Below are 26,531 nucleotides of genomic sequence, written 5' to 3'. Positions count from 1 at the left end.
CCATGAACGAATCGATCTCTTCGATGATTGTCCCCGGCGTGCTCTGGGCGCTGGTGGTGTTTTCGGTGCTGAGCTGGGGACTGTTGCTGATCAAATCCGCACAGTACGTACGCTTGAAGACCCAAAACAAACAGTTCGCCAAAGCGTTCTGGGCAGCGCCGGATCTGCTCACCGCCGCCGAGCACTCCAGTCAATACCCGGGCTCACTGGCGCGGATCGCCAACAGCGGTTTCGAAGCCATGGCGGTGGACGACACGCCGCGCAACACCCAGCAGCTCGCCCACACCATCAACCGCTCCGACCGGCTGGAGCGCAACCTGCGCCAGCAGATCCAGAAAGAACGCCGGGCCCTGGAAGCCGGTCAGGCCATCCTCGCCAGTATCGGCAGCACGGCGCCGTTCATCGGCCTGTTCGGTACGGTCTGGGGCATCATGGAAGCGCTGCAAAGCATCGGCGCCAGCGGTTCGGCGAGCCTGGAAACCGTGGCCGGCCCCATCGGTCACGCCCTGATTGCCACCGGTGTCGGCATCGCCGTCGCGGTCCCGGCAGTGCTGATCTACAACTTCTTCCTGCGCCGTCTCAAGCTCGCCGTCGCCGACATGGATGACTTCGCCCACGACTTCGACGCCCTCGCCCAGCGCAGCGCCTTCGCCATCAACCGTCAGGCCATCGCCAGCAAGCACAGCCAGACTGTGCGGGAGGCGAGCTGATGTCGTTCTCCACCCAAGACAGCGATGAAGTGCTCAGCGAAATGAACGTCACGCCCCTGGTGGACGTGATGCTCGTGCTGCTGGTGGTGTTCATCGTCACCGCGCCGCTGATGACCAACGCGATCAAGGTCAACCTGCCGAAAACCGACGCAGTCGCCGCCGCCGACAAGAAAGACCCGGTGGTGGTCAGCGTCGATCAGGACGGCAAGTTCTACCTGGCCAAATCCGAAGTCGCGCCGGAATCCCTGGAGCTCAGCCTCAAGGACGTCAAGGCCAAGGACCCGGAGGTGCGCGTGCAATTGCAGGCCGACACCAACGTCAACTACGGCCAGGTGGCCAAGGCGATGGCGTCGATCGAGCGCTCGGGCATCACCAGGATTTCAGTGATGACGTCCAAATGATCGACACAGGACCCGCACCTGATCTGCACCTGAAGCAGGCGCCGCACCCCGCTGCGGCCCTGCGCACCCTACTCCCGATTCACCGCCGTCCGGGTTTTTGCCCCGGAGGGGAGCGGCTTGTTTGAAATAAGGAAATTCCCGACCGCCATCACCGTGTCGGAGCAACGAGGGCTCACAAGGCCATTTCAATAACATCTGGAATAAGTCGGAAACTACCATGCTGATGAGCTTTCCCGGTTTTACCCTCAAGCCCCTTGTTGTTGCCGTACAACGCCACCCCCGTGCGCTGATCTGCGCACTGGCGGTCGGCATGAGCCCGGCCTATGGCGCCGACAGCACGGACAGCGCCGCCGATGCCGCACCTGGCAGTGAAGCCGCTGTCCCCGCGGCGGCGGTGGCTGCTGCGCCGGCGACCACCCAGCTCAAACGGGTGGAAGTGACCGGTTCGGCCGTGCGCCGGGCCGACGCGGAAACCGCCGTGCCGGTGACCATCCTGCGTGCCGACGAGCTGAAGAAACAGGGCGTGACCACCACCGAACAGATGGTCCAGCGCATCACCGGCAGCCAGTCGATGATGAACAGCGCAGGCTCGGTTGGCGCCTCCACCGGCGGCGCTTCCTATGCCGACATGCGCGGCATCGGCGCCAACAAAACGCTCATCCTGCTCAACGGGCGTCGTCTGGCCAACAACGCCTTGTCCGGCGTTGGCACTCCCAACGGCAGCGCCATCGACCTGAACATGATTCCGTTCGCCGCCATCGACCGCATCGAAGTGCTGCGCGACGGTGCCTCGGCGCTGTACGGCACCGACGCCATCGGCGGCGTGATCAACTTCATCACCAAGAAATCCCTGACCGACGGCACCCTGAGCCTCGGCGGCGACACCCCGACCGCCAGCGGTGGCGGCGCCAGCAAAGACGTCAGCGCCAGCTGGGGTTTCGGCGATCTGGACGAAGACCGCTTCAACGTCATGGGCGTGTTCAACTACAACAAGCAGCAGAACCTCGACGCCAACGACCGTTCGTTCGACAAGGATTACGTCCCGGGCCGCGGCCTCAACCAGACCTCCGGCACCGCTTATCCCGGCAACTACTACCAAGGCAACAACAGCACCAACCCCCTCGCGCCCAACTGCGCCGGACCGGGCCTGGTCAGCGTGAACGGGCTGTGCCGGTTCAGCACCCGCGATTACATCGACCTGGTGCCGCAGACCGAGAAGACCTCGTTCTTCGGTCGCGCCACCGGCAAGCTGGCCGAAGACCACAACGTCAGCCTCGAATACTTCTTTGCCCGCAACAACAACGCCACCAGCATCGGCCCGGCGCCGTTGACCGGCCTGAGCATCGACCCGTCTTCGCCCTACTACCCGGGCAACGGCATCACCCCCGGCCCGAACAACTTCGCCCTCGACCCGACCCAACCGGTGGACACCGCCTGGCGTGAGACCGCCGCGGGCCCCCGTGGCAGCAAGGACCAGAACACCAACCAGCGCCTGTTGCTGACCTTCGACGGCACCGTCGGCGGCTGGGATTACAACCTGGGCGCCAACTACAACCAGAGCAAGGTCGTGTCCAGCGTGACATCGGGTTACGCCAGCGACGCCGCCCTCAAAGCGGGCCTGGCCAGCGGCCTGCTCAACCCGTTCGGCGCGCAATCGGCGGCAGGACAGCAGTACATCGACGACGCGGCGTACCACGGCGAATACTCCACCGCCGTTGGCCGCGTTTATGGCGTGGACGGACGTATCAGTCGCGAGATCGGTAACTGGTTCGGCGCCGGGGAATCCGGTCTGGCGCTGGGCGGCGAATACCGCAAGGAAAAGCTGCATCAGAACTACGAGGACTTCGTCGACGACATCGACAGCCTGGGCCTGGACTCGGCCGGTTCGGTGTCCGGCGATCGCAGCGTCAAGGCCGAATACGCCGAGCTGAACGTCCCCGTCATCGACAGCCTCGAACTGACCGCTGCCGTGCGCCACGACAAATACAGCGACTTCGGCAGCACCACCAACCCGAAATACTCGTTCCGCTTCCAGCCGTTCAAAGAGCTGGTCATGCGCGGCGCGTACAGTGAAGGCTTCCGTGCGCCGTCGTTGTATGAGCTGTATGCCCCGCAAAGCCTTGCCTACAGCCAGGGCTACTACGATGATCCGACCCTTTGCGCCGGCGGTACCGTGCAACCGGGCGGTCAGGCCGGGCGTGACTGTAATCAGCAGTTCCTCAACCGCAGCGGCGGCAACGCGAGCCTGTCCCCGGAGAAAGCCCGCAACGTGACGTTGGGCTTCGTTTATCAGCCGATGAACAACCTCTCCATGGGCCTGGATTTCTGGTGGATTCACATCTCCAACCAGATCCAGTCGTTTCCTGAATCCACCGTGTTCGACCAATCGGACCTGTACGGCGACCGCATCATCCGCAACGCCGACGGCTCCATCGCCAACATCGTCACCGGCAACTCCAACCTGGGGATCGTCAAGACCAACGGGGTCGACGTGACCCTGGACTACCGCTTCCCGAACACGCCTTATGGCCAGTTCGGCCTGGGGCTGACCGGGACCTACGTCAACCGCTACGACTTCCAGAACATCATCGACGGTCCGTACACCGACAAGGTCGGCGACTTCCAGGGTGATGGCGTGATCGCGCGCTGGAAACACGTGTTGATTGGCAGCTGGACCCTCGGCGACAGCCGTGCCTCCCTGACCAACCGCTTCACCAGCGGCTACAACGACTACGACCGCAGCACCAACGGTACCGTGCCGTCGTACTCGCTGTGGGACCTGTCGGTGGGCCACACCTTCGAGAAGGTGCTGGACGTCGATGCCGGCGTGCGCAACCTGTTCGACCGCGACCCGCCGTTCACCAACCAGGCCTACAACTTCCAGTCCGGCTATGACCCTCGTTACGCCGATCCACTGGGCCGCACGCTTTTTGCGCGGGCCACGTACCACTTCTAAGCGCTGACGCCCGACGCGCAGGTGCTCCGGCGCGTCGGGCTGCACTCAAGGATGTCCGCATGTCCGCCACCCCCTTTCCACTGCCGCGCCGCTTACCGGGCGGGGCATTACTGTACTCGGTGCTGTTGTGTGGCTCGCTGCTGCTGGGTATTTCCCAGGTGTCTGCCGCGCCGGTGCATGCGCTGACCGTCTATGGCGAAGCGCCGAAATACGCCGCTGACTTCCAGCACTTCGATTACGTCGACCCTGATGCGCCCAAAGGCGGTTCCATGAGCCGCGCATCCGAGGAGATCGGCCAGTTCAACTACCTCACGCCCTATGTCGATCAGGGCATTTCCGTGAGCCAGATCGATACGTGGGTGTATGCGCCGCTGGCCTATCGTTCACTGGACGAGCCCTACACGGTGTACGGTCTGGTCGCCGAGAAAATGGAGCGTGACCCCGACAATCTCTGGGTGCGCTTCTACCTCAACCCCAAGGCGCGTTTCGATGACGGCACGCCGATCACCGCCGAAGACGTGCGCTACACCTGGCAGACGCTGATCACCCAGGGCAGCTTCAGCTATCGACCGCTGTACGCCGACGTCAAGGACGCGGTCATTGAAGCGCCGGGGCAGATCCGTTTCGATTTCAAGACCGGCACCAACCGCACCCTGGCGCTGGACCTCGCCAGCCTGCGCATCCTGCCCGAGCACTGGTGGAAAACCCGCGACTTCACCAAGGGCGGCGGCTTCGAACCGCCGCTGGGCAGCGGGCCGTATCGGGTCTCGCGGGTCGACGCCGGGCGCAGTGTCAGCTTCGAGCGGGTCAAGGACTGGTGGGGCAAAGACCTGCCGGTCAGCCGTGGGCTCTACAACTTCGACGCGCTGACGGTGAACTTCTACGGCGATGTCGACGTGGCCCGGCAACTGGTTCAGGCCGGCAACTTCGATTACAACCGCGAGTTCTCCTCGGCTGGCTACGTCGTCGGCTACACCGCGCCGAGCCTGCAGGACGGCCGTCTGCAAAAGACCATTCTGGCGAAACGCCGCCCGGTGGCCGGTCAGGGCTTCGTTTTCAATCTAGACAAACCCATGTTTCAGGATCGCCGGGTGCGCGAAGCCCTGGCGATGCTCTGGGATTTCGAATGGATGAACGGCCAGATCATGCGCAACTTCTATGTGCGCGAACAAACCTACTTCCCGAAGAGCGAGATGGCCGCTACCGAGCTGCCCGACGCCCAGGAGCTGAGCCTTCTGGAGCCCCTGCGCGGGCAGATCCCGGACGAAGTCTTCGACCAGGTCTGGCGCGCACCGAAGACCGACGGCAGCGGCTACATCCGCGACAAGCAGCTCAAGGCCCTCAAGCTGCTGGCCGACGCCGGCTGGCACGCGAAGAACAACCGGCTGGTGAACGCCGCCGGTCAGCCGCTGGAGTTTTCCTTCCTCGACGGCCAGGGCGGTTTCGAGCGGCTGGTGCTGCCATACAAGCGCGTGCTGGCGCAGATCGGCATCACCCTGAATTTTCGTCGCGTGGACTCGGCGCAGTACATGAACCGCCTGAACGCCCGGGACTACGACATGATCGTGGTCACGCTGCCGAGCAACGGCAATCCGATCCTCTCCCCCGGCCGCGAGCTGTACAACCTGTTCGGCTCGCAAAGCGCGCGGCAGGTCGGCAGTTCCAACGCCATGGTGCTGCGCAACCCGGCGGTCGATCGCCTTATCGATGGTCTGGTGGCGGCCAACAACCGCAACGACATGCTGCACTACGCCCGCGCCCTGGATCGGGTGCTGCTCTGGGGTTTCTACATGATTCCAAACTATTACTCCCAGGGCACGCCAGTGGTGTTCGCCAACCGCTTTGGCCGGCCGGCGATCGAACCGATCTATGACGTCGGTCTGGAAAGCTGGTGGGAAGTCAGCCGTGTGCCGCTGACCGATGCGCAGATGGCCGCGCAGCTGGCGACACACAGCAACAGCGCTAATAGCCGTGCCGCACCAACAACGGAGGGTCAGTGACATGCTCGCCTACACCCTGCGTCGACTGCTGCTGATCATTCCCACGCTGCTGTGCATTCTGGTGGTCAACTTCCTTATCGTGCAGGCCGCGCCGGGCGGTCCCGTCGAGCAAGCCATCGCCCGGGTTCAGGGCATGGGCCCGGCGGGCGGCATCGGTGGCGGCGGTGGCGAGGTCGCGGCCACCGGCGGCATCAGCCGGGGCGCCCAAGGCCTGGACCCGGAGCTGGTCGAAGCGATCAAGCACCAATACGGGTTCGACAAACCGCTGCACGAGCGCCTGTGGCTGATGCTCACCCATTACGCGCAGCTGGATTTCGGCAGCAGCTTTTTTCGCGGCGCCACGGTGACCGGGTTGATCCTGCAAAAGCTGCCGGTGACCCTATCCCTCGGGCTCTGGGCGACGCTGATTACGTACCTGATCTCGATCCCGCTGGGCATCCGCAAGGCCGTGCTCCATGGCAGCCGCTTTGATGTCTGGAGCAGCACGCTGATCATCATCGGCTACGCCATCCCGGCATTTCTGTTCGCCATTCTGCTGATCGTGGTGTTTGCCGGCGGCAGCTACTGGAGCTGGTTTCCGGCCCAGGGGCTGTTCTCGGACGACTTCGCCAGCCTCTCGCCGCTGGGCAAGCTGCGCGATTACCTCTGGCATCTGGTGCTGCCGGTCAGCGCGCTGGTGATCGGCGGCTTCGCCACCCTGACCATCCTCACCAAAAACAGCTTCCTCAACGAGATCGGTCGCCAGTACGTGGTCACCGCACGGGCCAAGGGCCTCAGCGAGCAGCGCGTGCTCTACGGCCACGTGTTCCGCAACGCCATGCTGCTGGTGGTGGCGGGCATTCCCCAGGCGCTGATTGAGGTGTTCTTCGCCGGCTCGCTGCTGATCGAAACCATCTTCGGCCTCGATGGCATCGGCCGCATGAGCTACGAAGCGGCGGTGTCCCGGGATTACCCGGTGGTCTTCGGCACGCTGTTTCTGTTCACCCTGTTCGGCCTGTTGATCAAGCTGGTGGGCGACCTGTGCTACACGCTGGTCGACCCGCGCATCGACTTTTCCGCGAGGAGCGCCTGATGTTCGAGTTTTCCCCGCAAAACCGCCGCCGCATCGCTAACTTCAAGGCCAACCGGCGTGGTTGGTGGTCGCTATGGCTGTTCGTGGCGCTGTTGGTCATCTGCCTGTGCGGCGAACTGATCGCCAACGATAAGCCGTTGATCGTGCGCTATCAGGGCGAGCTGTACTTCCCGGCCCTGCATCAATACCTGGAAACCGATTTCGGTGGCGAGCTGCCCTTCGAGCCGGACTACTCCAGCGATTACGTGCGCAAACTGATCGTCGACAAGGGCGGCTGGATGCTCTTCGCGCCGATCCCCTTCAGCTACGACACGGTCAATTACGAACTGCGCGAGCCCTCCCCCAGCCCGCCCAGCGCGCGCAACTGGCTGGGCACCGACGACCAGGCGCGGGACGTCATGGCGCGGGTGCTGTTCGGCACCCGCGTATCGATTCTGTTTGCGTTGGCGCTGACCGCCATCAGCACGGTGATCGGCGTGTTCGCCGGAGCGATTCAGGGCTATTACGGCGGGCTGGCGGATTTGATCGGCCAGCGCTTGCAGGAGGTCTGGTCGGGGCTGCCGGTGCTGTACCTGCTGATCATTCTGTCGGGCTTCGTCGAGCCGGACTTCTGGTGGCTGCTGGGGATCATGTCGCTGTTTTCCTGGCTGGCGCTGGTCGACGTGGTCCGCGCCGAGTTCCTCCGTGGGCGCAATCTGGAATACGTCAAAGCCGCCCGCGCCCTGGGCCTCAGCGACGGCGCACTGATGTGGCGGCACATTCTGCCCAATGCCATGACCAGCACCCTCACCTACCTGCCGTTCATCGTCACAGGCGCGATCGCCACCCTGACCGCGCTGGATTTCCTCGGCTTCGGCATGCCCGCCGAAAGCGCGTCCCTGGGCGAACTCATCGGTCAGGCCAAACGCAACTTGCAGGCGCCGTGGCTGGGCGTCACGGCGTTCTGCGCCCTGGCGCTGATCCTCACGCTACTGGTGTTCATCGGCGAAGCCTGCCGTGACGCCTTCGACCCCCGCACATGAGCGCCGCCATGACTGACCCTCTAATCCAGATCCGCAACCTGCGCGTGGCTTTCAACGGCGCCGAAGTGGTGCACGGCCTCGACCTCGACATCCAGCCCGGCGAGTGCCTGGCGCTGGTCGGTGAGTCCGGTTCGGGCAAATCGGTGACCGCGCACTCGATCCTGCGGCTGCTGCCGGCCAGATCCGTGAGCACCCAGGGCAGCATTCGCTACAAGGGTGTGGACCTGCTGCACGCCAGCGACAAGGTGCTGCGGGGGCTGCGTGGCAACCGCATCGCCATGATCTTTCAGGAGCCGATGACCTCGCTGAACCCGTTGCACACTGTGGAGAAACAGATCGGCGAAATCCTCGCCATGCACAAGGGCCTCAAGGGCAAGGCCGCCCGCGAGCGCACCCTGGAATTGCTCGGTCTGGTAGGCATTCAAAATCCGCCGCAACGGCTCAAGGCGCTGCCCCATCAACTGTCCGGCGGCCAGCGCCAGCGGGTGATGATCGCCATGGCCCTGGCCAATGAACCTGAACTGCTGATTGCCGACGAGCCCACCACGGCACTGGACGTGACGGTGCAGCTGAAGATTCTCGAACTGCTCAAATCCCTGCAACAACGGCTGGGCATGTCGCTGCTGCTGATCAGCCATGACCTCAATCTGGTCCGGCGCATCGCCCAGCGGGTCTGCGTGATGCGCGCCGGCGAAATTGTTGAGCAAGCAGACTGCCAGACGCTGTTCGCCGCTCCGCAGCACCCCTACAGCCGCCTGCTGATCAATGCCGAACCCGACGGCGAACCGGTGCCCGGCGAGCACACCCAGACCCTGCTGTCGGTGGACGCGCTGAAGGTCTGGTTTCCGCTGCCCAAGCCGTTGTTGCGGCGCGAGCGGCAGTACATCAAGGCGGTGGACGGGGTGAGTTTCGAGCTGTTGAAAGGCCAGACCCTGGGCATCGTCGGCGAGTCCGGCTCGGGCAAATCGACCCTGGGCCAGGCGATCCTGCGGCTGATCGATTCCGAAGGCAGCATCCGTTTCGCCAACAAGGAGCTGAGCCTGCGCAGCCAGCAACTGATGCGGCCGTTGCGCAAGCGCATTCAGGTGGTGTTTCAGGACCCGTTCGGCAGCTTGAGTCCGCGCATGACGGTGCAGCAGATCATCGCCGAAGGGCTGCTGACCCACGGCATCGGCACCCCGGCCCAGCGTGAACAGACGGTGATCCGCGTGCTCGGCGAAGTCGGTCTCGACCCCGAAAGTCGCCATCGCTACCCCCATGAGTTTTCCGGCGGGCAGCGCCAGCGGGTGGCCATCGCCCGGGCGCTGGTGCTGGAACCGGAGCTGATCTTGCTAGACGAGCCCACTTCCGCGCTGGATCGCACCGTGCAAAAACAGATCATTGCCTTGCTGCGGGATTTGCAGATTCGTCACGGCCTCAGTTATCTGTTCATCAGCCACGACCTGGCGGTGGTGCATGCATTGGCCCACGACGTGCTGGTGATCAAGGACGGCAAGGTGGTCGAGCAAGGCCCGGCGCGGGTTATCTTCGGTCATCCGCGCCAGCCCTACACCCATGAACTGCTGCGCGCCTCCGGGCTGGATTTCGGCGGACGGGCGTGAGCCGACATACCTTGCGACACCTACTATAATGCCCGGCCACGGCGTATCATCCCGCCCCCACGATTTCCTGCTCTGGTGCCTGTCATGACTGCCCTCCCGCTCACCTCCGAACGCCGCGGCTGGTCGTTCTGGTGGAAACCTCTGGCGTTCCTGCTGGTGGCCGCCATCGGCTTGTACTACGTGAAGTGGTCGCCGTATTACCTGAAATCCTTCATCGCCGCCGACACCCACACCATCGGCGCCTCGATCATCAACGACAACCCGGCCACGCCATGGGCCGCCGCGCTGGCCTACGCCCAGGTCTATTTTCTGGCCATCTGGAAGGCCGCCGTGCTGGCGGTCATCCTCGGCTCGCTGTTGCAGGTGCTGATTCCCCGGGACTGGCTGCTGAAGATGTTCGGCCGCGCCGGACTCGGCTCGACCATTCGCGGCGGCCTGTTCGCCCTGCCGGGCATGATGTGCAGCTGCTGCGCGGCGCCGGTGGCAGCGGGCTTGCGCAAGCAGAACGTGTCGGTGGGCGCGGCGCTGGCCTTCTGGATCGCCAACCCGGTGCTCAACCCGGCCACGCTGGTGTTCATGGGGTTCGTACTGGGCTGGGGCTTCACCGCCCTGCGACTGGTGGCGGGCCTTGTGCTGGTGATCGGCGTGTCCCTTGTTGCACAACGCATTTCCCGCCCGGAAGCCGTGCCGGAGCAGGCGCTGGAGGCCGTGGCCAATGCCGAGCGGCCAGAGGAAGGCAGCCTGCTGGTGCGCTGGGGCAAGACGATTTGGCAGTTGTTCTGGACGACGATTCCGATCTACGTCCTCGCGGTGCTGATCCTCGGCGCCGCGCGGGTCTGGCTGTTCCCTCACGTTGACGGCGCGATGGGCAACAGTCTGTTGTGGCTGGTGCCGCTGGCGATTGTCGGGACATTGTTCGTGATCCCGACGGCGGCCGAAATCCCGATCGTGCAGACGCTGCTGGCGTTGGGTCTGGGCACTGCGCCGGCGGTGGCGTTGCTCATGACCCTGCCGAGCGTGAGCCTGCCGTCGCTGTTGATGCTGCGTAAATCCTTCGACGCCAAGGTGCTGGTGATCGTGGGGGTGCTGACCATGCTGGTCGGGGTAATCAGTGGGCTTGTTGGCGCTTTGCTTTTGTAAGGCTTAGATCAAGATCAAGAGCGCCTGCCTGGGGGCAGACTGTTTCGCCTTCGGCGAGTTACTTTTAAAAAGCACTAAAAGTAACCAAAAGTGCCTGCTCTCGGCTGGGCCCGACTTCGTCGGGTTCCCTCACTCCGACGACGCTCCGTGGGCCCGCGCCGAACGGACATCCATGTCCTGACGGCGCTCTCGCGGCATCCATGCCGCTCGGCCCACTCCGCGTCGTCTGCGTTCGGCCTGCACCCAAGTCGCGTGTTGCGGTGTCTGGGCTCTTTGCGTTTGAAGATCAAGAGCGAAGGCAAAAGCAAAAGCTTCCCGGCTAAAGCCGGTCCCACTGAAAGCACCGCGTACGCATCGTAGGACCGGCTTCAGCCGGGAAGCCCTTGATGGGCTTTTGATCTTCGTACACAAAATGCCCAGTCACCGCCAATCGCGACTTGGGTGCAGGCTGAACGCAGGTCTCGTGGAGTGGGCCGAGCGGCATGGATGCCGCGAGAGCCGCCCCCCGCCATGGATGGCGGATGGCGGCGGGCCCACGGAGCGGGACCGGAGTGAAGGAACCCTGAGGAACGAAGGGCCAAACCAGGAGCAAGCACCCTTGGTTACTTGGGGTGCTTTTCCAAGTAACTCGCCGAAGGCGAAACGTCTGCCCCCAGGCAGACGCTCTTGATCTTGATCTTGATCTTCAACCGCGGTAGTTCAGCCTCCGCTGTTTCAGATATTCGACAACCGCCCTCTGATCTCCGGAAAACTCGATCCGGGGATTCTTGCTGTCCCGCTGGAACGCATACATCGGATCGTAATACTCACTCAACATCCCGCTGATCCAGCCCCGGTGCAGATCCACCGCCCCGCTGCGCGCCTGCTCGGCCAAAGCACTGTCCATAATCGCCGCCAGCCGCTGATAACGCTCACCGCCCAACCGCCGAACGATGCTCGACAGGCTTTGCTTCAGCCGCTCGGCGTACGCCGCAAAACCCGTTTCAACGCACTGCACGGCGATGAACTCCGCACACAGATCCGTCACATAATCCTTCAGAATCCGCTCGACGCGACTCTCGAAACTGTCCTCCAACCACACCAGCGGCGCGTCCTGCATGATCCGGTACAACTCAAGGGGCACCGCACGACTGCCGACGATCCGCCCTTCATCCTCGACCACGAACTGATTCACATGCCGCGCACGCTTTTTCAGAATATCCACGGCGAGCAGGTTCTCGAAATCGATCTGCCCCGGCTGCGGCGTCGCGTGTTTGCCAAAGCTCGAACCGCGATGGTTGGCATGGCCCTCCAGATCGAGACCGTTGTCGAGTTGCTGCAGCACCTCGGTCTTGCCACTGCCAGTGAGCCCGCCAATCAGCACGAAATCGCACTCGGACACGGCCTGATCCGTCACCTCGATCAAAAAGCTGCGCATCGCCTTGTAGCCACCGATGACCCGGGGATACTCGATACCCGCCTCGCTCTTGAGCCACTGCTGAGTGATCTGCGAACGCAGGCCGCCACGAAAGCAATACAAAAAACCCTCGGGGTGGTTGCGGGCAAAACTGGCCCACGCATCGATTCGCGCCTCCTTCACGTCGCCGGACACCAGCGTGTGGCCCAACTCGATGGCGGCCTGTTGACCGTCCTGCTTGTAGCAGGTGCCGACCTTCTGCCGCTGGACGTCGTTCATCAGCGGCAGATTGATCACGCCGGGGAATGCGCCCTTGGTGAATTCCACCGGCGCGCGGACGTCCATCATCGGCACGTCGCTGAGGAAGATCTCGCGCAGGTCGGTGCTGTTGTCGCGCATCAGAACACCTCGACCGCGAGCGGCTGTCGCTCGACCAATTCGCCGATCGCCGCGAGGCTCAGGCCCAGTTCACCGGCCAGGGCCAGGAACGCCGCCTCTTCAGCGGGCTCCACGGCAATCAACAGGCCGCCGCTGGTTTGCGGGTCACACAGCAGCAACTTCTGCGCCTCGGTCAGGGGGCCGATGCGCTCGCCATAGCTGTCGTAATTGCGGTGGGTGCCGCCGGGGATGCAATCCTGCTCGATATAGAAGTCGACGCTGCCCAGACGCGGGACGGCGGCAGCGTTCAGCCGTGCAGTCACCTGACTGCCGTCGGCCATCTCAACCAGGTGCCCGAGCAAGCCGAAGCCGGTGACGTCAGTCATCGCGGTGACGCCGGCCAGTCGGGAGAAACGGCTGCCCGGCTTGTTCAGCGTACACATCACGTCACGGGCCAGGCCGATGTCTTCGTCGCGCAGCAGGCCTTTTTTCTCGGCGGTGGTGAGGATGCCGATGCCCAGGGGTTTGGTCAGGAACAGCTTGCAGCCCACGGTCGCGGTGTCGTTGCGCTTCATGAAGCGCTTCTCCACCAGGCCGGTCACGGCGAGGCCGAAGATGGGCTCCGGCGCGTCGATGGAGTGGCCGCCCGCCAGTGGAATGCCCGCCGCGTCGCACACCGCACGTCCGCCACGAATGACTTCGCGGGCAATCTCCGGAGCGAGCACATTGACCGGCCAGCCGAGAATAGCGATGGCCATCAACGGATCGCCGCCCATGGCGTAGATGTCGCTGATGGCGTTGGTCGCGGCAATGCGGCCGAAGTCGAACGGGTCGTCGACGATGGGCATGAAGAAATCGGTGGTGGACACGACGCCCTTATCGTCGTCGATGGCATACACCGCTGCGTCATCGCGGGAGGCATTGCCAACCCACAGGCGCGGGTCGAGGTTCTGCGCGCCGCTGCCGGCGAGGATGGTTTCCAGCACCTTGGGCGAGATCTTGCAGCCGCAACCGGCGCCGTGACTGTATTGGGTAAGACGAATCGGGTCGGTCATGGGAAGCCCCTGAGTTTCAAGGCGCCGAAGTCTAACAGACGCGCCAGTGGGTTGAAGAGTGGCTGGATGGTTGGACACGCGATTGTCGTGGGACCGGCTTCAGCCGGGAAAGCATCGGATGCCACGCCGCAAAACCGAGGGTGTCCACACCGGCCCCTTCCCGGCTAAAGCCAGTCCTACCGTCAACACCGCGTGCTGTCAGCAGGACCGGCTTCAGCCGGGAAGGCGCCAGCCTCAGCGCTTCGCCATACGCCGTGCCGTGAGCACCTGTGCCAGCATCAGCGCGCCGACGCACAACAGCGCTTCGCGCAGGCCGACCACATGGGCAGCGAAACCAATCAGCGCCGGCCCCAGCAGAATCCCGCAGTAGCCGATGCCGGTGATCACCGCGATCGCCAGCCCCGCCGGCATCGCGGTCTGTGCACCGACCACCGAGCAATACACCGGAAACGTGTTCGACAAGCCCAGCCCGATCAGCGCAAAGCCCAGCAGGAACAACGGCCACGGTTCCAGCAGGATCGCCATGGCAAACCCGACCATCACCAGCAGCCCGCCGCCGATCAGCAGGTTCACGGCGCCGAAGCGGTTCCTTAACCAGTCTCCGGAAAAACGCCCGGCCGCCATGGTCAGGGAGAACACCGCGTAAGCGCCGCCAGCCACCGACACATCGATCTGGTGCATGCGGTTCAGGAACACCGCGCTCCAGTCGAGCATGGCGCCCTCCACCAGCAGCGCTATGAAGCAGAGAATCCCGACAATCACCACGTGGGGGGTCGGCCAGGCGAAGGGCGCGGATGGATCATCCGCGCCGTGGGGCACCAGGTAGCGCGCGTGCCACAGCAGCATCCCGCCGATCAGCGCCACCACCACGGCCACGGCCAGCAACGGCGACGCGCCCAGCCACAGCAGCAAGGTCATCAACAGCGCACTGCTGATGCCGCCGAGGCTGAATAACCCGTGAAACCCCGACATCATCGGCCGCCCGTGATCGCGCTCGACCATCAGGCCCTGCACGTTCATCGCCACGTCGATACTGCCCAGCCCGGCGCCGAACACGGCGAGGGCCACTGCCAGCGCCGGCAGTGAAGACAGCGTGGCGAGCAGCGGCAACATGCAGCAGATCAGGGTCCCGCCGATCATCGAGACAAACCGGCACCCCTTGCGCGTGGTCAGCATGCCCGCCAGCGGCATCGTCAGCATGGAACCGAGGCCGAAGCACAACAGCAGCAAGCCGAGCTGGGCTTCTTCAAGCCCGGCGCGGTCGCGAGCGAAAGGCACCAACGGCGCCCACGCCCCCAGGGACATCCCGGACAGCAAGAACGTCAGGCGATAACTCCACAGGTGAACGAAGACGGGGGCACGAACGGATTGAGCGATAGACACAAGCAACGACCTGAACAGGTCTGCGCGAGCGGCAGACGGTGAATAAAAAGCGATCCCTCGCTGAACGCATTCCTTCGTAGGACCGGCTTCAGCCGGGAAGACGCCGGCCTGTACACCCTAAATCTGCGGTGTAGCTCATGACGCCTTCCCGGCTAAAGGCGGTCCCACAAGTTGGAGTCCACCCCAGCCCTGCGGTTGTGCCCACTCTCCCGTAGGACCGGCTTCAGCCGGGAAGACGCCAATGTGGACACCCTCATTTCCAGGGCGTTACCACTGGCGCTTTCCCGGGTGAAGCGGGTCCCAAAGAGGCGCGATTACATCATCGGTGCCGCCATGCTGACCACACGCAACGCCAGGCCTTCGTAGGCGTCCAGCGTGATGGTGAATTCACCTTCTTCGGTCAGGTCGCCTTCGACCCGCTCGTTGATGATGTCCACCACCGGGCCCGGCGCAATGCCCGGCAGGTGCAGGGTCTCGACGATGGCTTCGGCACTGAAGTTCAGCGCGGTGATCTGCGTGCCCTTCCCGGCTGGCAGCTCGTGAACCATGATCAGCAGCCCCGGGTGCTCGACGTCCGGAATCAGAATCTGCCGGCTCGCCGCGATGTCGTAGGCACGGCGCACCGCCAGCAGTTTTTTAAGCTGCGAGGCGAACGAATCCGGGCGCTTCAACTGCTCAGGGAGGCTGCCGTACAGCGCGCGAGCACGGGGCATGCCGCCTGCGGAGACTTCGCAGTCCGGGTCCATGTCGACCAGGTCATAGCCCCCGCGATGGATCCAGCGGGTATCGCCGTCACCCATCAAGTGCTCCACCTGCTCGGCCGGCAGCGGCAACGCGCCCACCAAGTCCCAGCCGGACAACGCGAACACGCCCGGCTGCATGGCGTTGAACATCACCAGCAGCAAGTGGATGTGCTGGATCTTGTCGATGTCGGCGGCGGTCATGCTGTCCAGCTCGCGAATGCCCAGCGCCGCGGTGATGATGCTCGCCGTAGTGCACGACACGCCGTTGGTGACGAACTTCAAGTTGTACGGCGCGTGCTCGCCCGCCAGACGTTCGTACATCTCCTCGCGAATGTGCTCGCGCAGGATGTTGCCCGGGAACGTCTGGCCCTGATACAGGTACTGATCGTGGGCGTGCAGGGTCCAGAAATGCACCAGTTCCAGGGTCAGCTCGTCGTGGTTCTGCAGCGCGTGAATCAGCGATGCGGGGTCGATGCCGAACTCGTGCACCTGACGCAGCATCAGCCGCAGAAACTCGGTGCGACCGGTCAGCAACGCATGCTGATAGGCCGGGCGGGTGACGAAGTCATAGGACAAGTCGGCACCGCCGTGGGACATCGACGCGATGTCGTCGATGGTCAGGTTCAGCTCCTGAAAGCTGAAGCCGCCCGCCTTGCGAATCGCCCCGGCGAGCAACTGATTGCCGGTGATCGACAGCGGATGGCTCTCGGACCACGCGGTGCCATCGGCCTTGCGCTCGACGCCAAGGAAACCGTTGGCATCCAGACGCAACACCCGCGCGCCCATAACGTCAATGGCGTGCAGGGCGTCGCCGATGATCATCTGCTGCGCGGCAAAGCTCGGGTCCAGCCAGTTCAACGACGGCTGGCCTTCCTTGAAGTAATGCAGATAAACCCAGCGCCGGTCCTTGCCGTCCACGCCAGTCACCACCTGGGTGGCACTCCAGTCGGTTTCTTTCACACCGGGCTCGAAGAAGATCACCCGCTGCAACTGGCCGACGATGTAGTGCTTGTCGCGCAGGGCATCGACGGTGGCGGGCAGCAGGTTGACGGCGTCGCGGCCGGCCGGAACGTCCGGCAACAGCGACCAGTCTTCCTCCTTGATCTCCACCATGTGATAGAGGCCCGGGTACTCTTCGTAAGCCATTTCGGCCAGGCGGAAATCCGCGCCCTTGCCGGTGTGGGACGGGATCACGTCATCCACGACGATCGCGTTGTGCGCGGCGGCGATGCGGCTGAGGTTGAGAAACTGGGCGTCGGTGCCGAGGTCCGAATCCACTTCGAAGCTGATGCGGTCGAAGTTGCCGTCGATGCTCGGGGTGCGCTCGCGGCCTTTCAAACCGCCGGAAGCTTTCAGCGGACCGTTATGAATGCCCTGGATGCCGATTTCGGACAGCGCGTGCCAGAGTTGCTCATCGCCCAGCGCTTCGAGCACCGAACTGCCATCGCGGGTAATGATCGACGCCGGGTAGGCGGTGAACCAGACCGAGCCGATGGCCGAAGCGTCCCTTGGACGGGCCTGGGCGTAAGGCCGCTGCCAGAGACGGCCCTGGCCGCCATACAATTTTGCGCGTTGCTTTGCGGCGTTGAGCATCGATTGCTCAACCAGCCATTCCACGTATTGCTTGTCCGGGGTGGTCATGTGTTCGGGGTTCCATCTTCAAGTGGATGGGAGCGGCGGCCAACGGCGCTGCGAGCGCTGTGCGGACCGTCCTGCCTGTGGGTATCCAGGTTTATGCCTAACTCTAAGAGCACCCTGGCGCGCAAACGTTGCATCGGTTGCTATGCCATGGGCTGCGGCGCTGGCTAAAATCCACCCGCGTGCGTCCGCACCGCCAGCGCTGTTCAGGGGTTTGCGTGGAATTACACATCGTTATCGAGGGCCGCAAGGACCTCGCCCATCAAGTCTACGAACAGCTGCGCGACAGTATCGTGTCCGGCCGGCTGGCGGCGGGCGTGCAATTGCCGCCCAGTCGCCTGCTGGCGGCACAGTTGGGGTTGTCGCGCAAAACCATCTCCGACACCTACAGCCGGCTGACCTACGAAAACTACCTGGTGGGCAAGGTCGGCAGCGGCACGTTCGTCAACGCTTTGAGCGCCTCTTCCGCACCTCGGCCGGCACCTTCGCAGCTGGCCAGCGCCCACATCGTGGCGAAATGGGAACGTATCTCCCTGCCCCTGCGCCACCCTACCCGCGCGGGCACCCTGCGCTACGACTTTCTCGGCGGCGCGACAGCAAAAACCCAATTCCCCCATGACGAATGGCGGCGCTGCGTGCATCACGCGGTGCGGCAGATGTCCACCGAGCGCGGCTTTTACAGCCAGCCCGAAGGCCTGCCCGCCCTGCGCGCCGCGATTGCCGGGCACATTGCCTTCGCCCGCGGCGTCCGCTGCGGGGCCGATGACGTGGTGGTGTGCAATGGCGCGCAACAGGCCCTGGACCTGATCGCCCGCGTGCTGATCGAACCCGGCAGCCGCGTGGCGATGGAAGACCCGGGCTATACGCCGGCGCGGCTGCTGTTTGCTGCCCAAGGCGCCGACGTCGCCAGCGTGCCGGTCGATAGTGAAGGCATCATCGTCGACCAGATTCCGGACAACGTCTGCGCCATCTATGTCACCCCCTCCCACCAGATGCCCCTTGGCATGCCCATGGGCCTGGCCCGCCGCCACGCCCTGCTGGAAAAGGCGCGGCGAATCGGTGCGATCATCATCGAGGACGATTACGACAGCGAATTCCGCTACGAAGGGCGCCCGACTGACTCATTGCAGAGCATGGACGAGCACGGCGTGGTCGCCTACGTCGGCACCTTTTCGAAAACCCTGCTGCCGGAATTGCGCCTGGGTTACGCCGTGCTGCCGGCGGCGATCCTCGAAGCGGTGATCAAAACCAAGCAACTGACCGACTGGCACACCTCGACACTGCCGCAATGGGCCCTGAGCAAATTCATCAGCGAAGGCCTGCTCAACAAACACATCCGCCGCTGCCACACCACCTACGCCGGGCGCCGCGAGCGCATCCTGTCACGCATCGCCGGCGACCTGTCGCCCTGGCTGGAAACCATCCCGTGCACGGCGGGCTTCCACATGGCCGTCATGCTCAAAGCCTCCCTCGATCCGGCGATCGACCTGCACCTGCTGGTCGAACGCGCGCGGGACAAGGCCCTGGGCCTCCACCCCCTCCACGGTTTCTACAGCGACGCGACACCGCGCGATGGCTTGATGCTGGGATTCGGCGCCATCGACCTCCTCGACATCGACCCCGCGCTGGACCGGCTGCGGGATTTGCTGATGGGGTTTGGTTAACCCGGTAAGTCGAGGGCGCTCACCCCGGCCCCTTCCCGGCTGAAGCCGGTCCTACTAAAGCAGCGCGTGCATTCAATAGCAAAGGACGCGGAGCGTCCCGGGATGCATACCGGTCGATCAAAAATCGATGGCGCCTCCACCGGCCCCTTCCCGGCTAAAGCCGGTCCCACTAAAAGCAGACCCCGCACACCCCGTAGGACTGGCTTCAGCCGGGAAGCTTTTGATCTGCTATTGATCCGCTTTTGATCTTCGTACGCATAAAGCTCAGTCACCGCCAATCGCGACTTGGGTGCAGGCGGAACGGAGGTTTCGCGGAGTGGGCCGAGCCGCATGGATGCGGCGAGAGCCGCCCCCCGCCATGGATGGCGGATGGCGGGGGGCCCACGGAGCGAGACCGGAGTGAAGGAACCCTGAGGAACGAAGGGCCAAACCAGGAGCAAGCACCCTTGGCTGCTCTTTAGAACAGAGAGGGGGGTGCTTTTCCAAGTAACTCGCCGAAGGCGAAACAGAGGCCGTTAGGCCGACGCTCTAGATGTTGATCTTGATCTTGAGCGCGATCTTGATAAGCCCCACCACCTCAAGCCGCGATTGGATTGAACTTCTGCCCCATACATCTGCCGACTACACAGCTGCCGGACACACCGTCCGCTGAGAAATGGAGGCTTATACATGCCAGACGCAAACGGCAAAATCCGCTACGCAGTGGTCGCTGGAGGCTGGATCTCCCAAGGCGCTTTCATGCCCGGACTCGAACAGACCGACAACTCCGTCATGACCGCCCTGGTCACCGGCGACCCGGTCAAGGCCGACAAACTGGCGGAACTGTACGACCTCAAGAGCTACCACTACAACGAATTCGACACCCTGCTGAAATCCGGCGAAATCGACGCCATCTATTTGGCAACCCCCAACTTCCGCCACCGCGAATTCGCCGTCCCCGCTTTGAACGCCGGCATCCACGTGCTGCTCGAAAAGCCCATGGCCGCCAACGAAGAAGACTGCCTGGCCATCGCCGAAGCCGCCAAAAGCTCGGGCGCCAAACTGATGGTCGCCTACCGCCTGCACTTTGAGCCCGGCACCGTCGAAATGGTCCACCGCGTACGCGCCGGCGACCTCGGCGACCTGCGCCTGTTCACCGCGACCTTCGCCCAGACCACCGACCCGGCCAACCACCGCATGCAGAGTGGCTTCGACGCCGGTCCCGTGGCAGACATGGGCCCCTACCCGATCAATGCCGTGCGCAACCTGTTTGCCGCCGAGCCGATTGAAGTCCACGCCGTCGGCATCAAAACGCCGGGCCGTGAAATCAACACATTCGACACGGTCAACGTCACGCTGCGCTTTGCCGAAGAACGCCTGGCGACCTTCACCGTCAGCTACAGCCTGCCGTCCACCGAGCGCTTCCAGCTGATCGGCACCAAGGGCGAGTTCGAGGCGTCACCGTGCTTCGGTTTCGGCGAAGGCGTGGCGATTGGTTACCGGGCCATCATCGACGGCCAGACCACTGAGCACACCCACCCGGTGGTCGACCAGTTCGGCGGCGAAACCCAGTACTTCTCCGACTGCATCCTGCAGGACCGCGAGCCAGAACCGGACGGCGACGAAGGCTGGCGCGATGTGCGCGTGGTCGAGGCCATCGAGCGCGCGCTGACCACTGGCCAGCCGCAGAAGCTCGAGCCACTGCCGGAGCGCCCGGGCATCGGCATCGAGCAAGCTCGTCGCCTGCCACTGGCCAAGGTGCCGGAATACATCAATACCGACGAGCCGAATGCATGATCGTGCGGATTGATCACGCGTGGCCCCACGTCAATCAGGCATGGCTTCACGCCGCACGTTGATCACAACTCAAAGCCCGGCTATTTTGATGGCCGGGCTTTGCTCGGCAGCTCATTGCCGCGCGCCTTGCGGCTGAAAAAATGCAGTTGTATGATGACTGTCGACTTTTGCGACGAGCCCTTCAGCCCGTTGCCGCTACGCTTCAAACGATCTCGAATTCCCCATCAGGCGCCACGCCTGATCGATTCGCCCCAAAAATAACAGGAGAAGCAGATGCCTACCGTTCTCGGTCAGAACTTCATCGGCGGCGCCCGCAGTGGCCTCGGCGAAGCACGCCATAAAAGCCTCGACGCCACCACTGGCGAAGCACTGCCTTACACCTTTCATCAGGCCACCGACGCGGAAATCGACGCCGCTGCCTCGGCCGCCAAAGACGCCTTCCTCGAATTTCGTCAACTGAGCCCGGCCCGCCGCGCTGAGTTCCTCGATGCCATCGCTGACGAACTCGACGCCCTGGGCGATGACTTCGTTGCCCTCGTTTGCCAGGAAACCGCGCTGCCGGCCGGTCGTATCCAGGGCGAGCGTGGCCGTACGTCCGGCCAGATGCGCCTGTTCGCCAAAGTCCTGCGCCGCGGTGATTTCCTGGGCGCGCGTATCGATCAAGCGCTCCCGGATCGCAAGCCCCTGCCACGTGTCGACCTGCGTCAGCAGCGCATCGGCGTTGGCCCGGTGGCCGTGTTCGGCGCCAGCAACTTCCCGCTGGCCTTCTCAACCGCCGGCGGCGATACCGCGTCGGCGTTGGCCGCCGGTTGCCCGGTGGTGGTGAAAGCCCACAGCGGCCACATGGCAACCGCCGACCTGGTGGGTAACGCCATCGTTCGCGCCGCCGAGAAGACCGGCATGCCAAAAGGCGTGTTCAACATGATCTTCGGCAGCGGCGTCGGCGAAGGCCTGGTCAAGCACCCGGCCATTCAGGCCGTCGGTTTCACCGGCTCTCTGCACGGCGGCAACGCCCTGTGCAAACTGGCGTCCGAGCGTCCACAGCCGATCCCGGTGTTCGCCGAGATGTCGAGCATCAACCCGGTGGTCCTGCTGCCCGGCGCCCTGACGGCACGTGGCACCGCCATCGCCGGCGAACTCGCGGCTTCCGTGGTCATGGGTGCAGGCCAGTTCTGCACCAATCCGGGCGTGGTGATCGGCATTCGCTCCCCTGCCTTGACCGCCTTCACCGAGCAACTGATCGAGCACATGGGCGGTCAGGCCCCGCAGACGATGCTCAACGAAGGCGGCCTGCGCAGCTACAGCAGAGGCGTGGAAAAACTGCTGGCGCACAAAAGCGTCACGCACCTGGCCGGCAAGCCGCAGGAAGGCAAGCAGGCCCAGGCTCAACTGTTCAAGGCCGACGTCAGCATGTTGCTCAACGGCGACGAGTTGCTGCAGGAAGAAGTGTTCGGCCCGACCACGCTGCTGATCGAGGTGGCGGACGACGCTGAACTGAAATCCGCACTGCTCGCCCTGCGCGGCCAGTTGACGGCCACGCTGATTGGCGAAACCGCTGACCTGCAGAAGTACCAGTGGCTGGTGCCGGTGCTTGAAGAGAAAGTCGGCCGCATCCTGGTCAATGGCTACCCGACCGGTGTTGAAGTGTCTGACGCCATGGTTCACGGCGGTCCTTACCCGGCGACCTCCGACGCGCGCGGTACCTCGGTGGGCACTCTGGCCATCGATCGTTTCCTGCGCCCGGTCTGCTACCAGAACTACCCGGACAGCCTGCTGCCGGCTGCTCTGCAAAACGCCAACCCGCTGGGCCTCAAGCGCCTGGTGAACGGCGAGTGGAGCACTGACGTCATCGCGTGATGATGGGGCCTGATTCGTCAGGTCCGACGCGTTGGGTCTGATGCCTTGGACCCACGAAAACGGCGCGACCCTGTGAGGGCCGCGCCGTTTTTTTTGCCCTGTGACACGCCTGGAGCGTTGGCACGGCTGGATTTAGCTATGAATGGAGGGGTTAGCCTGGTGGATAAAAAGCAGATTGAAATGGCCAGTCAGAGCGATGAAGCGTCAATGTGGCAGGCTGCTAAATGGCTGAACCGGCCGAGCCGCTGCCAAATCTCTACTGGCCACAGGTTAGAGGTTTTCACTGACCTCCAGACCGACTTCTGGCGTGAGACCCATTATGGCTTCATTCGAGACAGCGGACATTTCCTAGGGTTTGAGATCACTGGAGGTTTCACCGCTCAAGTCAGAGTGAATGCCGATTTTCGTGAGCTCTATGACCAGGCGGGAATCATGGTCAGGCTCGATGAGGAGACCTGGCTCAAGGCAGGAATCGAATATAACGATGGAATGCCCATGATCAGCAGCGTGCTGACACGAGGCACGTCGGACTGGGCGCCCAGCCGCTTTCCTGGCGACCCCACCGATTTCTGGCTTCGGGTGACCGTGTCCGGCGGAGTGCTGCGCTTGCAATACTCCACAGACGGACTGACTTGGCCGCTGCTCAGACTTGCTCCCTTTCCAGAGGCGGATCGCTATGCGGTAGGCCCTATGTGCTGCACACCGGAGCGGCAAGGCTTGAGGGTACAGTTTTCCGAATGGTCGCTGAGCCCACCTCTCGGGCGAGACCTGCACGATTTGACCTAGCCAATCCGCCGGCCAGGCCAGTCAGGCGCCTGGCCGACCCGCATCCCGCCCCTCTCTCTGTGGACACCTGAACATGAATGAAGAACTGAGCATCCTCGATCTGCTGGAAGGCACCGGCAAGGCCGTCGTCAAAGGCGCGCTGATCACCACCCAATACACCGGCACCCTCGAAGACGGCACCGTGTTTGATTCCTCCTGGGCGCGCGGCAAGCCGTTTCAGTGCGTGATCGGCACCGGGCGGGTGATCAAGGGCTGGGACATCGGGCTGATGGGCATGAAGGTCGGTGGCAAACGCAAGCTGTCAGTGCCTGCAGCGCTGGCGTACGGCGAGCGCTCGATGGGGGCGCACATCAAACCCCATTCGAATCTGATCTTTGAGATTGAATTGCTGGAAGTGCTGACGCGGGATGATTGAGGTGGTTTGCGAGCGATATTCATCCGACGCTTTGCGGTATGGCAACCGACGCATTCCCGGCTAAAGCCGGTCCCACAGTTTGTGGTCGCCAACAGTTAGATTGGTTGCACGCAATGCTTTCAGTGGGGGCCTGCCTTCGGCCCCACCATTTCGGACCTACGCTTTCATCAAGACCCGGGCCAGTTTCTTGGCCAGCTCTTCTTCCTTGTAGGGCTTTTGCACGATCAGTTTCGGGTCGACGTCGAGGATGTCGATATCGGCGAAGCCGGTGATGAACATGATCGGCAGTGCCGGGTGGTCACGGCGGACAATTTCTGCCAGCTCGCCACCGGTCATGTTGGGCATGGCGAAGTCGGTCAGAAGCAGTTCGATGCCGGGGTCGAGCTTCTTCAGCGCTTCGTCGCCGCTGTCGGCTTCGACCACCGAATACCCCAGCGACACCAGCATCATCGAGGTCACCGACCGCACGGCCGGGTCGTCGTCGACCAGCAGAATCGTGCGGTGCTTGTCATCGGCGTCGGCGCGGCCGGGCATGTCGGACGCGCTGACCACCGGGACCGCCATGCGGGCAACGCTCGGGAGATACACCCGCAGCGTGGTCCCGGCGTTTTCAGCGGTGTCGATGCTCACGCCGCCACCGGACTGCTTGGCAAAACCGAACACCTGCGCCAGGCCCAGCCCCGACCCCTTGCCCACCGCCTTAGTGGTGAAGAAGGGTTCGAAGGCCTTGGCCAGGACCTCCGGGCTCATGCCGCAGCCGGAGTCGCTCACCGACAACACCACATACGCGCCGGGCTCCGGATCTTCGGGACGCTGCGGCAGGCGATAGACCATCTCGTTCCAGGTGCTCAGGCGCAATTGCCCGCCCTGGGGCATGGCGTCCCGGGCGTTGATCGCCAAGTTGAGGATGATCATCTCGGTCTGCGTCGGGTCGACCAACGCACTCCACAGGTCCTCGGCCAGTTCGGTTTCCACCCAGACGCTGCCGCCCAGGGCACGACCGAGCAGCTCGCGCATGCCGTCGATGGTGTCGTTGAGGTTCAGAGCAACGGGCTCCAGACGCTGGCGACGGGAGAACGACAGCAGCTGACTGGTGAGCTTGGCGCCCCGCTCGCCCGCTTCGCGGATGTTCTGCAAGCGCTGCGGAGACTTGGTAAACACGCCTTTTTCCAAGTCCCGGCTGAGGAAATTCGCGCTGGTCAGGATCACCGTCAGCAGGTTGTTGAAGTCGTGGGCGACGCCGGCCGTCAACTGGCCGACCACCTCCAGCCGCTGCATCTGCTGCAACGCGGCCTCGACGCGTTCGCGCTCTTTGATCTGATCGCGCAGACGCTTGTTGGTCGCCGCCAGTTCGTCCACCACGGCGCGCTCGCCGGTGATGTCGCGGACCGCGGCGTACATCAGGCCGTCGTCCGGCACGATGGTCCAGGACAACCAGCGGAATCCCCCGTCGGCGTGGCGCATGCGGTTGACGAAACGAGTCGAGACATGGCCTTCGGCAATACTGGCGGTCTCGCGCAGCGTGGCCGCCAGATCATCCGGGTGAATCAGCTCGCTCAACGGCTGGCGACCGACCTCGTCGCGGCTCCAGCCGAGGGTCGACTCCCACGCCGGGTTGAGCGCGATCGGCGTCATGTCGAAATGCAGCACGCCGAGCAACTCCCTGGACAGCTCCCAGGTGCGGTCACGCTCGCGGGTTCGCTGGACGACGCGTTCGCCGAGAATGTCGTTGAGTTGATGCAGCGCCTCGGTGGCGTGCTTGCGTTCGGTGATGTCTTGGATGACGCCGGTAAAGCGCACGCACTGGCCATCTTCGAAAAGCGAGCGGCCGTTGGAGAACACCCAGCGCTCCTCGCCGTCGTCGGTGATCAGCCGGTGCTCGATCTGGAATGAGGTGTCCACCGTCAGCGCGGCCATGACCTTGCTGTGCAAGTGATCGCGGTCGTCCGGGTGACAGAGCAGAAACATGAGGGCCAGGCTGACGGTGGTGTCGGCGCCAACGCCATAAAGCGCTTTGCAGCGCTCGTCCCACAGCAGCGTGTCGGTGCGCGGATCGTAGGTCCAGACGCCCATGTCGGCCGCTTCGATCGCCAGGTGCGCGCGCACTTCCGCGACTTGCAGCGTCTTCTCCGCGTACAGACGCTTTTCCCGCTCCTGCACCTCGGACACCGCGCGCATGACCGCCTTGGGCAGCATTTTCATGTTCTGCTTGAGGACGTAATCGATGGCGCCCATGCGCATCATCTCGACCGCATGCTGCTCGCCGAAGATTCCGGAGAGAAAAATGAACGGGGTCTTCGGCGCCAGGCGCAGCGCGCTGTTGAGCACGTCCGCGCCGGACGAGCCGGGCAACAGGTAGTCGCTGAGAATGAGGTCAAAACGCGCGGCGGCCAGTTCGCGCTCAACGTCCTGATGGTTGTAGACCAACGTGGCGTCGATCTTCAACCCGCTGTTTTCGAGGGTGAGCAGAATCAGCTCGGCGTCGAGCGAACTGTCTTCGACCAAAAGCAATTTAAGCTGCGATAACGACATGGATAA

Annotated in this window: 18 protein-coding genes; 13 read left to right on the top strand and 5 right to left on the bottom strand. The window is 63.6% G+C overall.

Going from position 1 to position 26,531, the window contains the following annotated elements; genetic code table 11:
* Positions 1 to 2: 2 nt before the first annotated feature.
* The 8 genes from BBI10_RS20585 (at position 3) to BBI10_RS20550 (ending at position 10,902) form a co-directional block, all read left to right on the top strand.
* Positions 3 to 710 (top strand): MotA/TolQ/ExbB proton channel family protein, encoded by a 708-nt coding sequence (locus BBI10_RS20585; RefSeq protein WP_141695229.1) that lies wholly within the window; start codon positions 3 to 5, stop codon positions 708 to 710.
* Positions 710 to 1,111, top strand: coding sequence for an ExbD/TolR family protein (locus BBI10_RS20580; protein ID WP_065991471.1), 402 nt, complete (start codon positions 710 to 712; stop codon positions 1,109 to 1,111). The genes BBI10_RS20585 and BBI10_RS20580 overlap by 1 nt, the downstream gene beginning before the upstream one ends.
* 217 nt (positions 1,112 to 1,328) lie before the next feature.
* Positions 1,329 to 4,067, top strand: a complete 2,739-nt coding sequence (locus BBI10_RS20575; protein WP_065991470.1) for a TonB-dependent receptor — start codon at positions 1,329 to 1,331, stop codon at positions 4,065 to 4,067.
* Positions 4,068 to 4,126: 59 nt separating this feature from the next.
* Positions 4,127 to 6,067, top strand: coding sequence for an extracellular solute-binding protein (locus BBI10_RS20570; RefSeq protein ID WP_065991469.1), 1,941 nt, complete (start codon positions 4,127 to 4,129; stop codon positions 6,065 to 6,067).
* 1 nt (position 6,068) lies between these two features.
* Positions 6,069 to 7,139: a microcin C ABC transporter permease YejB gene (locus tag BBI10_RS20565; RefSeq protein WP_065991468.1), complete on the top strand. Its 1,071-nt coding sequence runs from the start codon at positions 6,069 to 6,071 to the stop codon at positions 7,137 to 7,139.
* Positions 7,139 to 8,161 carry an ABC transporter permease gene (locus BBI10_RS20560; protein WP_065991467.1) on the top strand — a complete coding sequence of 341 codons (1,023 nt, stop codon included), beginning with the start codon at positions 7,139 to 7,141 and terminating at the stop codon, positions 8,159 to 8,161. The genes BBI10_RS20565 and BBI10_RS20560 overlap by 1 nt, the downstream gene beginning before the upstream one ends.
* 8 nt (positions 8,162 to 8,169) lie before the next feature.
* A complete protein-coding gene (locus BBI10_RS20555; protein ID WP_065991466.1) occupies positions 8,170 to 9,762 on the top strand; it encodes an ABC transporter ATP-binding protein in 1,593 nt (530 codons plus the stop codon).
* 84 nt (positions 9,763 to 9,846) lie between these two features.
* Complete coding sequence (locus BBI10_RS20550; RefSeq protein WP_065991465.1) at positions 9,847 to 10,902, top strand: permease; 1,056 nt, start codon at positions 9,847 to 9,849, stop codon at positions 10,900 to 10,902.
* A gap of 685 nt (positions 10,903 to 11,587) precedes the next feature.
* Here the strand turns inward: BBI10_RS20550 and mnmH are convergent.
* From mnmH to treS, 4 genes are all read right to left on the bottom strand, one after another.
* On the bottom strand, positions 11,588 to 12,697 hold the full coding sequence (gene mnmH / locus BBI10_RS20545; RefSeq protein ID WP_065991464.1) for a tRNA 2-selenouridine(34) synthase MnmH: 1,110 nt from the start codon (positions 12,695 to 12,697) through the stop codon (positions 11,588 to 11,590).
* Complete coding sequence (gene selD / locus BBI10_RS20540; protein ID WP_065991463.1) at positions 12,697 to 13,731, bottom strand: selenide, water dikinase SelD; 1,035 nt, start codon at positions 13,729 to 13,731, stop codon at positions 12,697 to 12,699. The genes mnmH and selD overlap by 1 nt, the downstream gene beginning before the upstream one ends.
* Before the next feature lie 234 nt (positions 13,732 to 13,965).
* Positions 13,966 to 15,114 (bottom strand): MFS transporter, encoded by a 1,149-nt coding sequence (locus BBI10_RS20535; RefSeq protein ID WP_244160403.1) that lies wholly within the window; start codon positions 15,112 to 15,114, stop codon positions 13,966 to 13,968.
* Positions 15,115 to 15,428: 314 nt separating this feature from the next.
* A complete protein-coding gene (gene treS / locus BBI10_RS20530; RefSeq protein ID WP_065991461.1) occupies positions 15,429 to 17,498 on the bottom strand; it encodes a maltose alpha-D-glucosyltransferase in 2,070 nt (689 codons plus the stop codon).
* A 215-nt stretch (positions 17,499 to 17,713) separates the two neighbouring features.
* Here treS and BBI10_RS20525 point away from each other — a divergent pair, with 215 nt between their 5' ends.
* The 5 genes from BBI10_RS20525 (at position 17,714) to BBI10_RS20505 (ending at position 23,993) form a co-directional block, all read left to right on the top strand.
* Positions 17,714 to 19,159: a PLP-dependent aminotransferase family protein gene (locus BBI10_RS20525; RefSeq protein ID WP_065991460.1), complete on the top strand. Its 1,446-nt coding sequence runs from the start codon at positions 17,714 to 17,716 to the stop codon at positions 19,157 to 19,159.
* Positions 19,160 to 19,828: 669 nt separating this feature from the next.
* Positions 19,829 to 20,935, top strand: a complete 1,107-nt coding sequence (locus BBI10_RS20520; RefSeq protein WP_065991459.1) for a Gfo/Idh/MocA family protein — start codon at positions 19,829 to 19,831, stop codon at positions 20,933 to 20,935.
* Positions 20,936 to 21,208: 273 nt separating this feature from the next.
* Positions 21,209 to 22,792, top strand: coding sequence for an aldehyde dehydrogenase (NADP(+)) (locus tag BBI10_RS20515; RefSeq protein ID WP_065991458.1), 1,584 nt, complete (start codon positions 21,209 to 21,211; stop codon positions 22,790 to 22,792).
* A 207-nt stretch (positions 22,793 to 22,999) separates the two neighbouring features.
* On the top strand, positions 23,000 to 23,578 hold the full coding sequence (locus tag BBI10_RS20510; protein WP_208600767.1) for a DUF1349 domain-containing protein: 579 nt from the start codon (positions 23,000 to 23,002) through the stop codon (positions 23,576 to 23,578).
* A 73-nt stretch (positions 23,579 to 23,651) separates the two neighbouring features.
* On the top strand, positions 23,652 to 23,993 hold the full coding sequence (locus BBI10_RS20505) for an FKBP-type peptidyl-prolyl cis-trans isomerase (protein ID WP_065991456.1): 342 nt from the start codon (positions 23,652 to 23,654) through the stop codon (positions 23,991 to 23,993).
* 156 nt (positions 23,994 to 24,149) lie between these two features.
* Here the strand turns inward: BBI10_RS20505 and BBI10_RS20500 are convergent, their stop codons facing one another.
* Positions 24,150 to 26,525 carry a hybrid sensor histidine kinase/response regulator gene (locus BBI10_RS20500; protein WP_065991455.1) on the bottom strand — a complete coding sequence of 792 codons (2,376 nt, stop codon included), beginning with the start codon at positions 26,523 to 26,525 and terminating at the stop codon, positions 24,150 to 24,152.
* Between the last annotated feature and the right edge of the window lie 6 nt (positions 26,526 to 26,531).

Source organism: Pseudomonas graminis (genome assembly GCF_001705435.1).
Taxonomy (GTDB): Bacteria; Pseudomonadota; Gammaproteobacteria; order Pseudomonadales; family Pseudomonadaceae; genus Aquipseudomonas; species Aquipseudomonas graminis_B.
The sequence above is the reverse complement of the archived record's forward strand: the minus strand, read 5'-3'. Positions and strand labels throughout refer to the sequence as shown.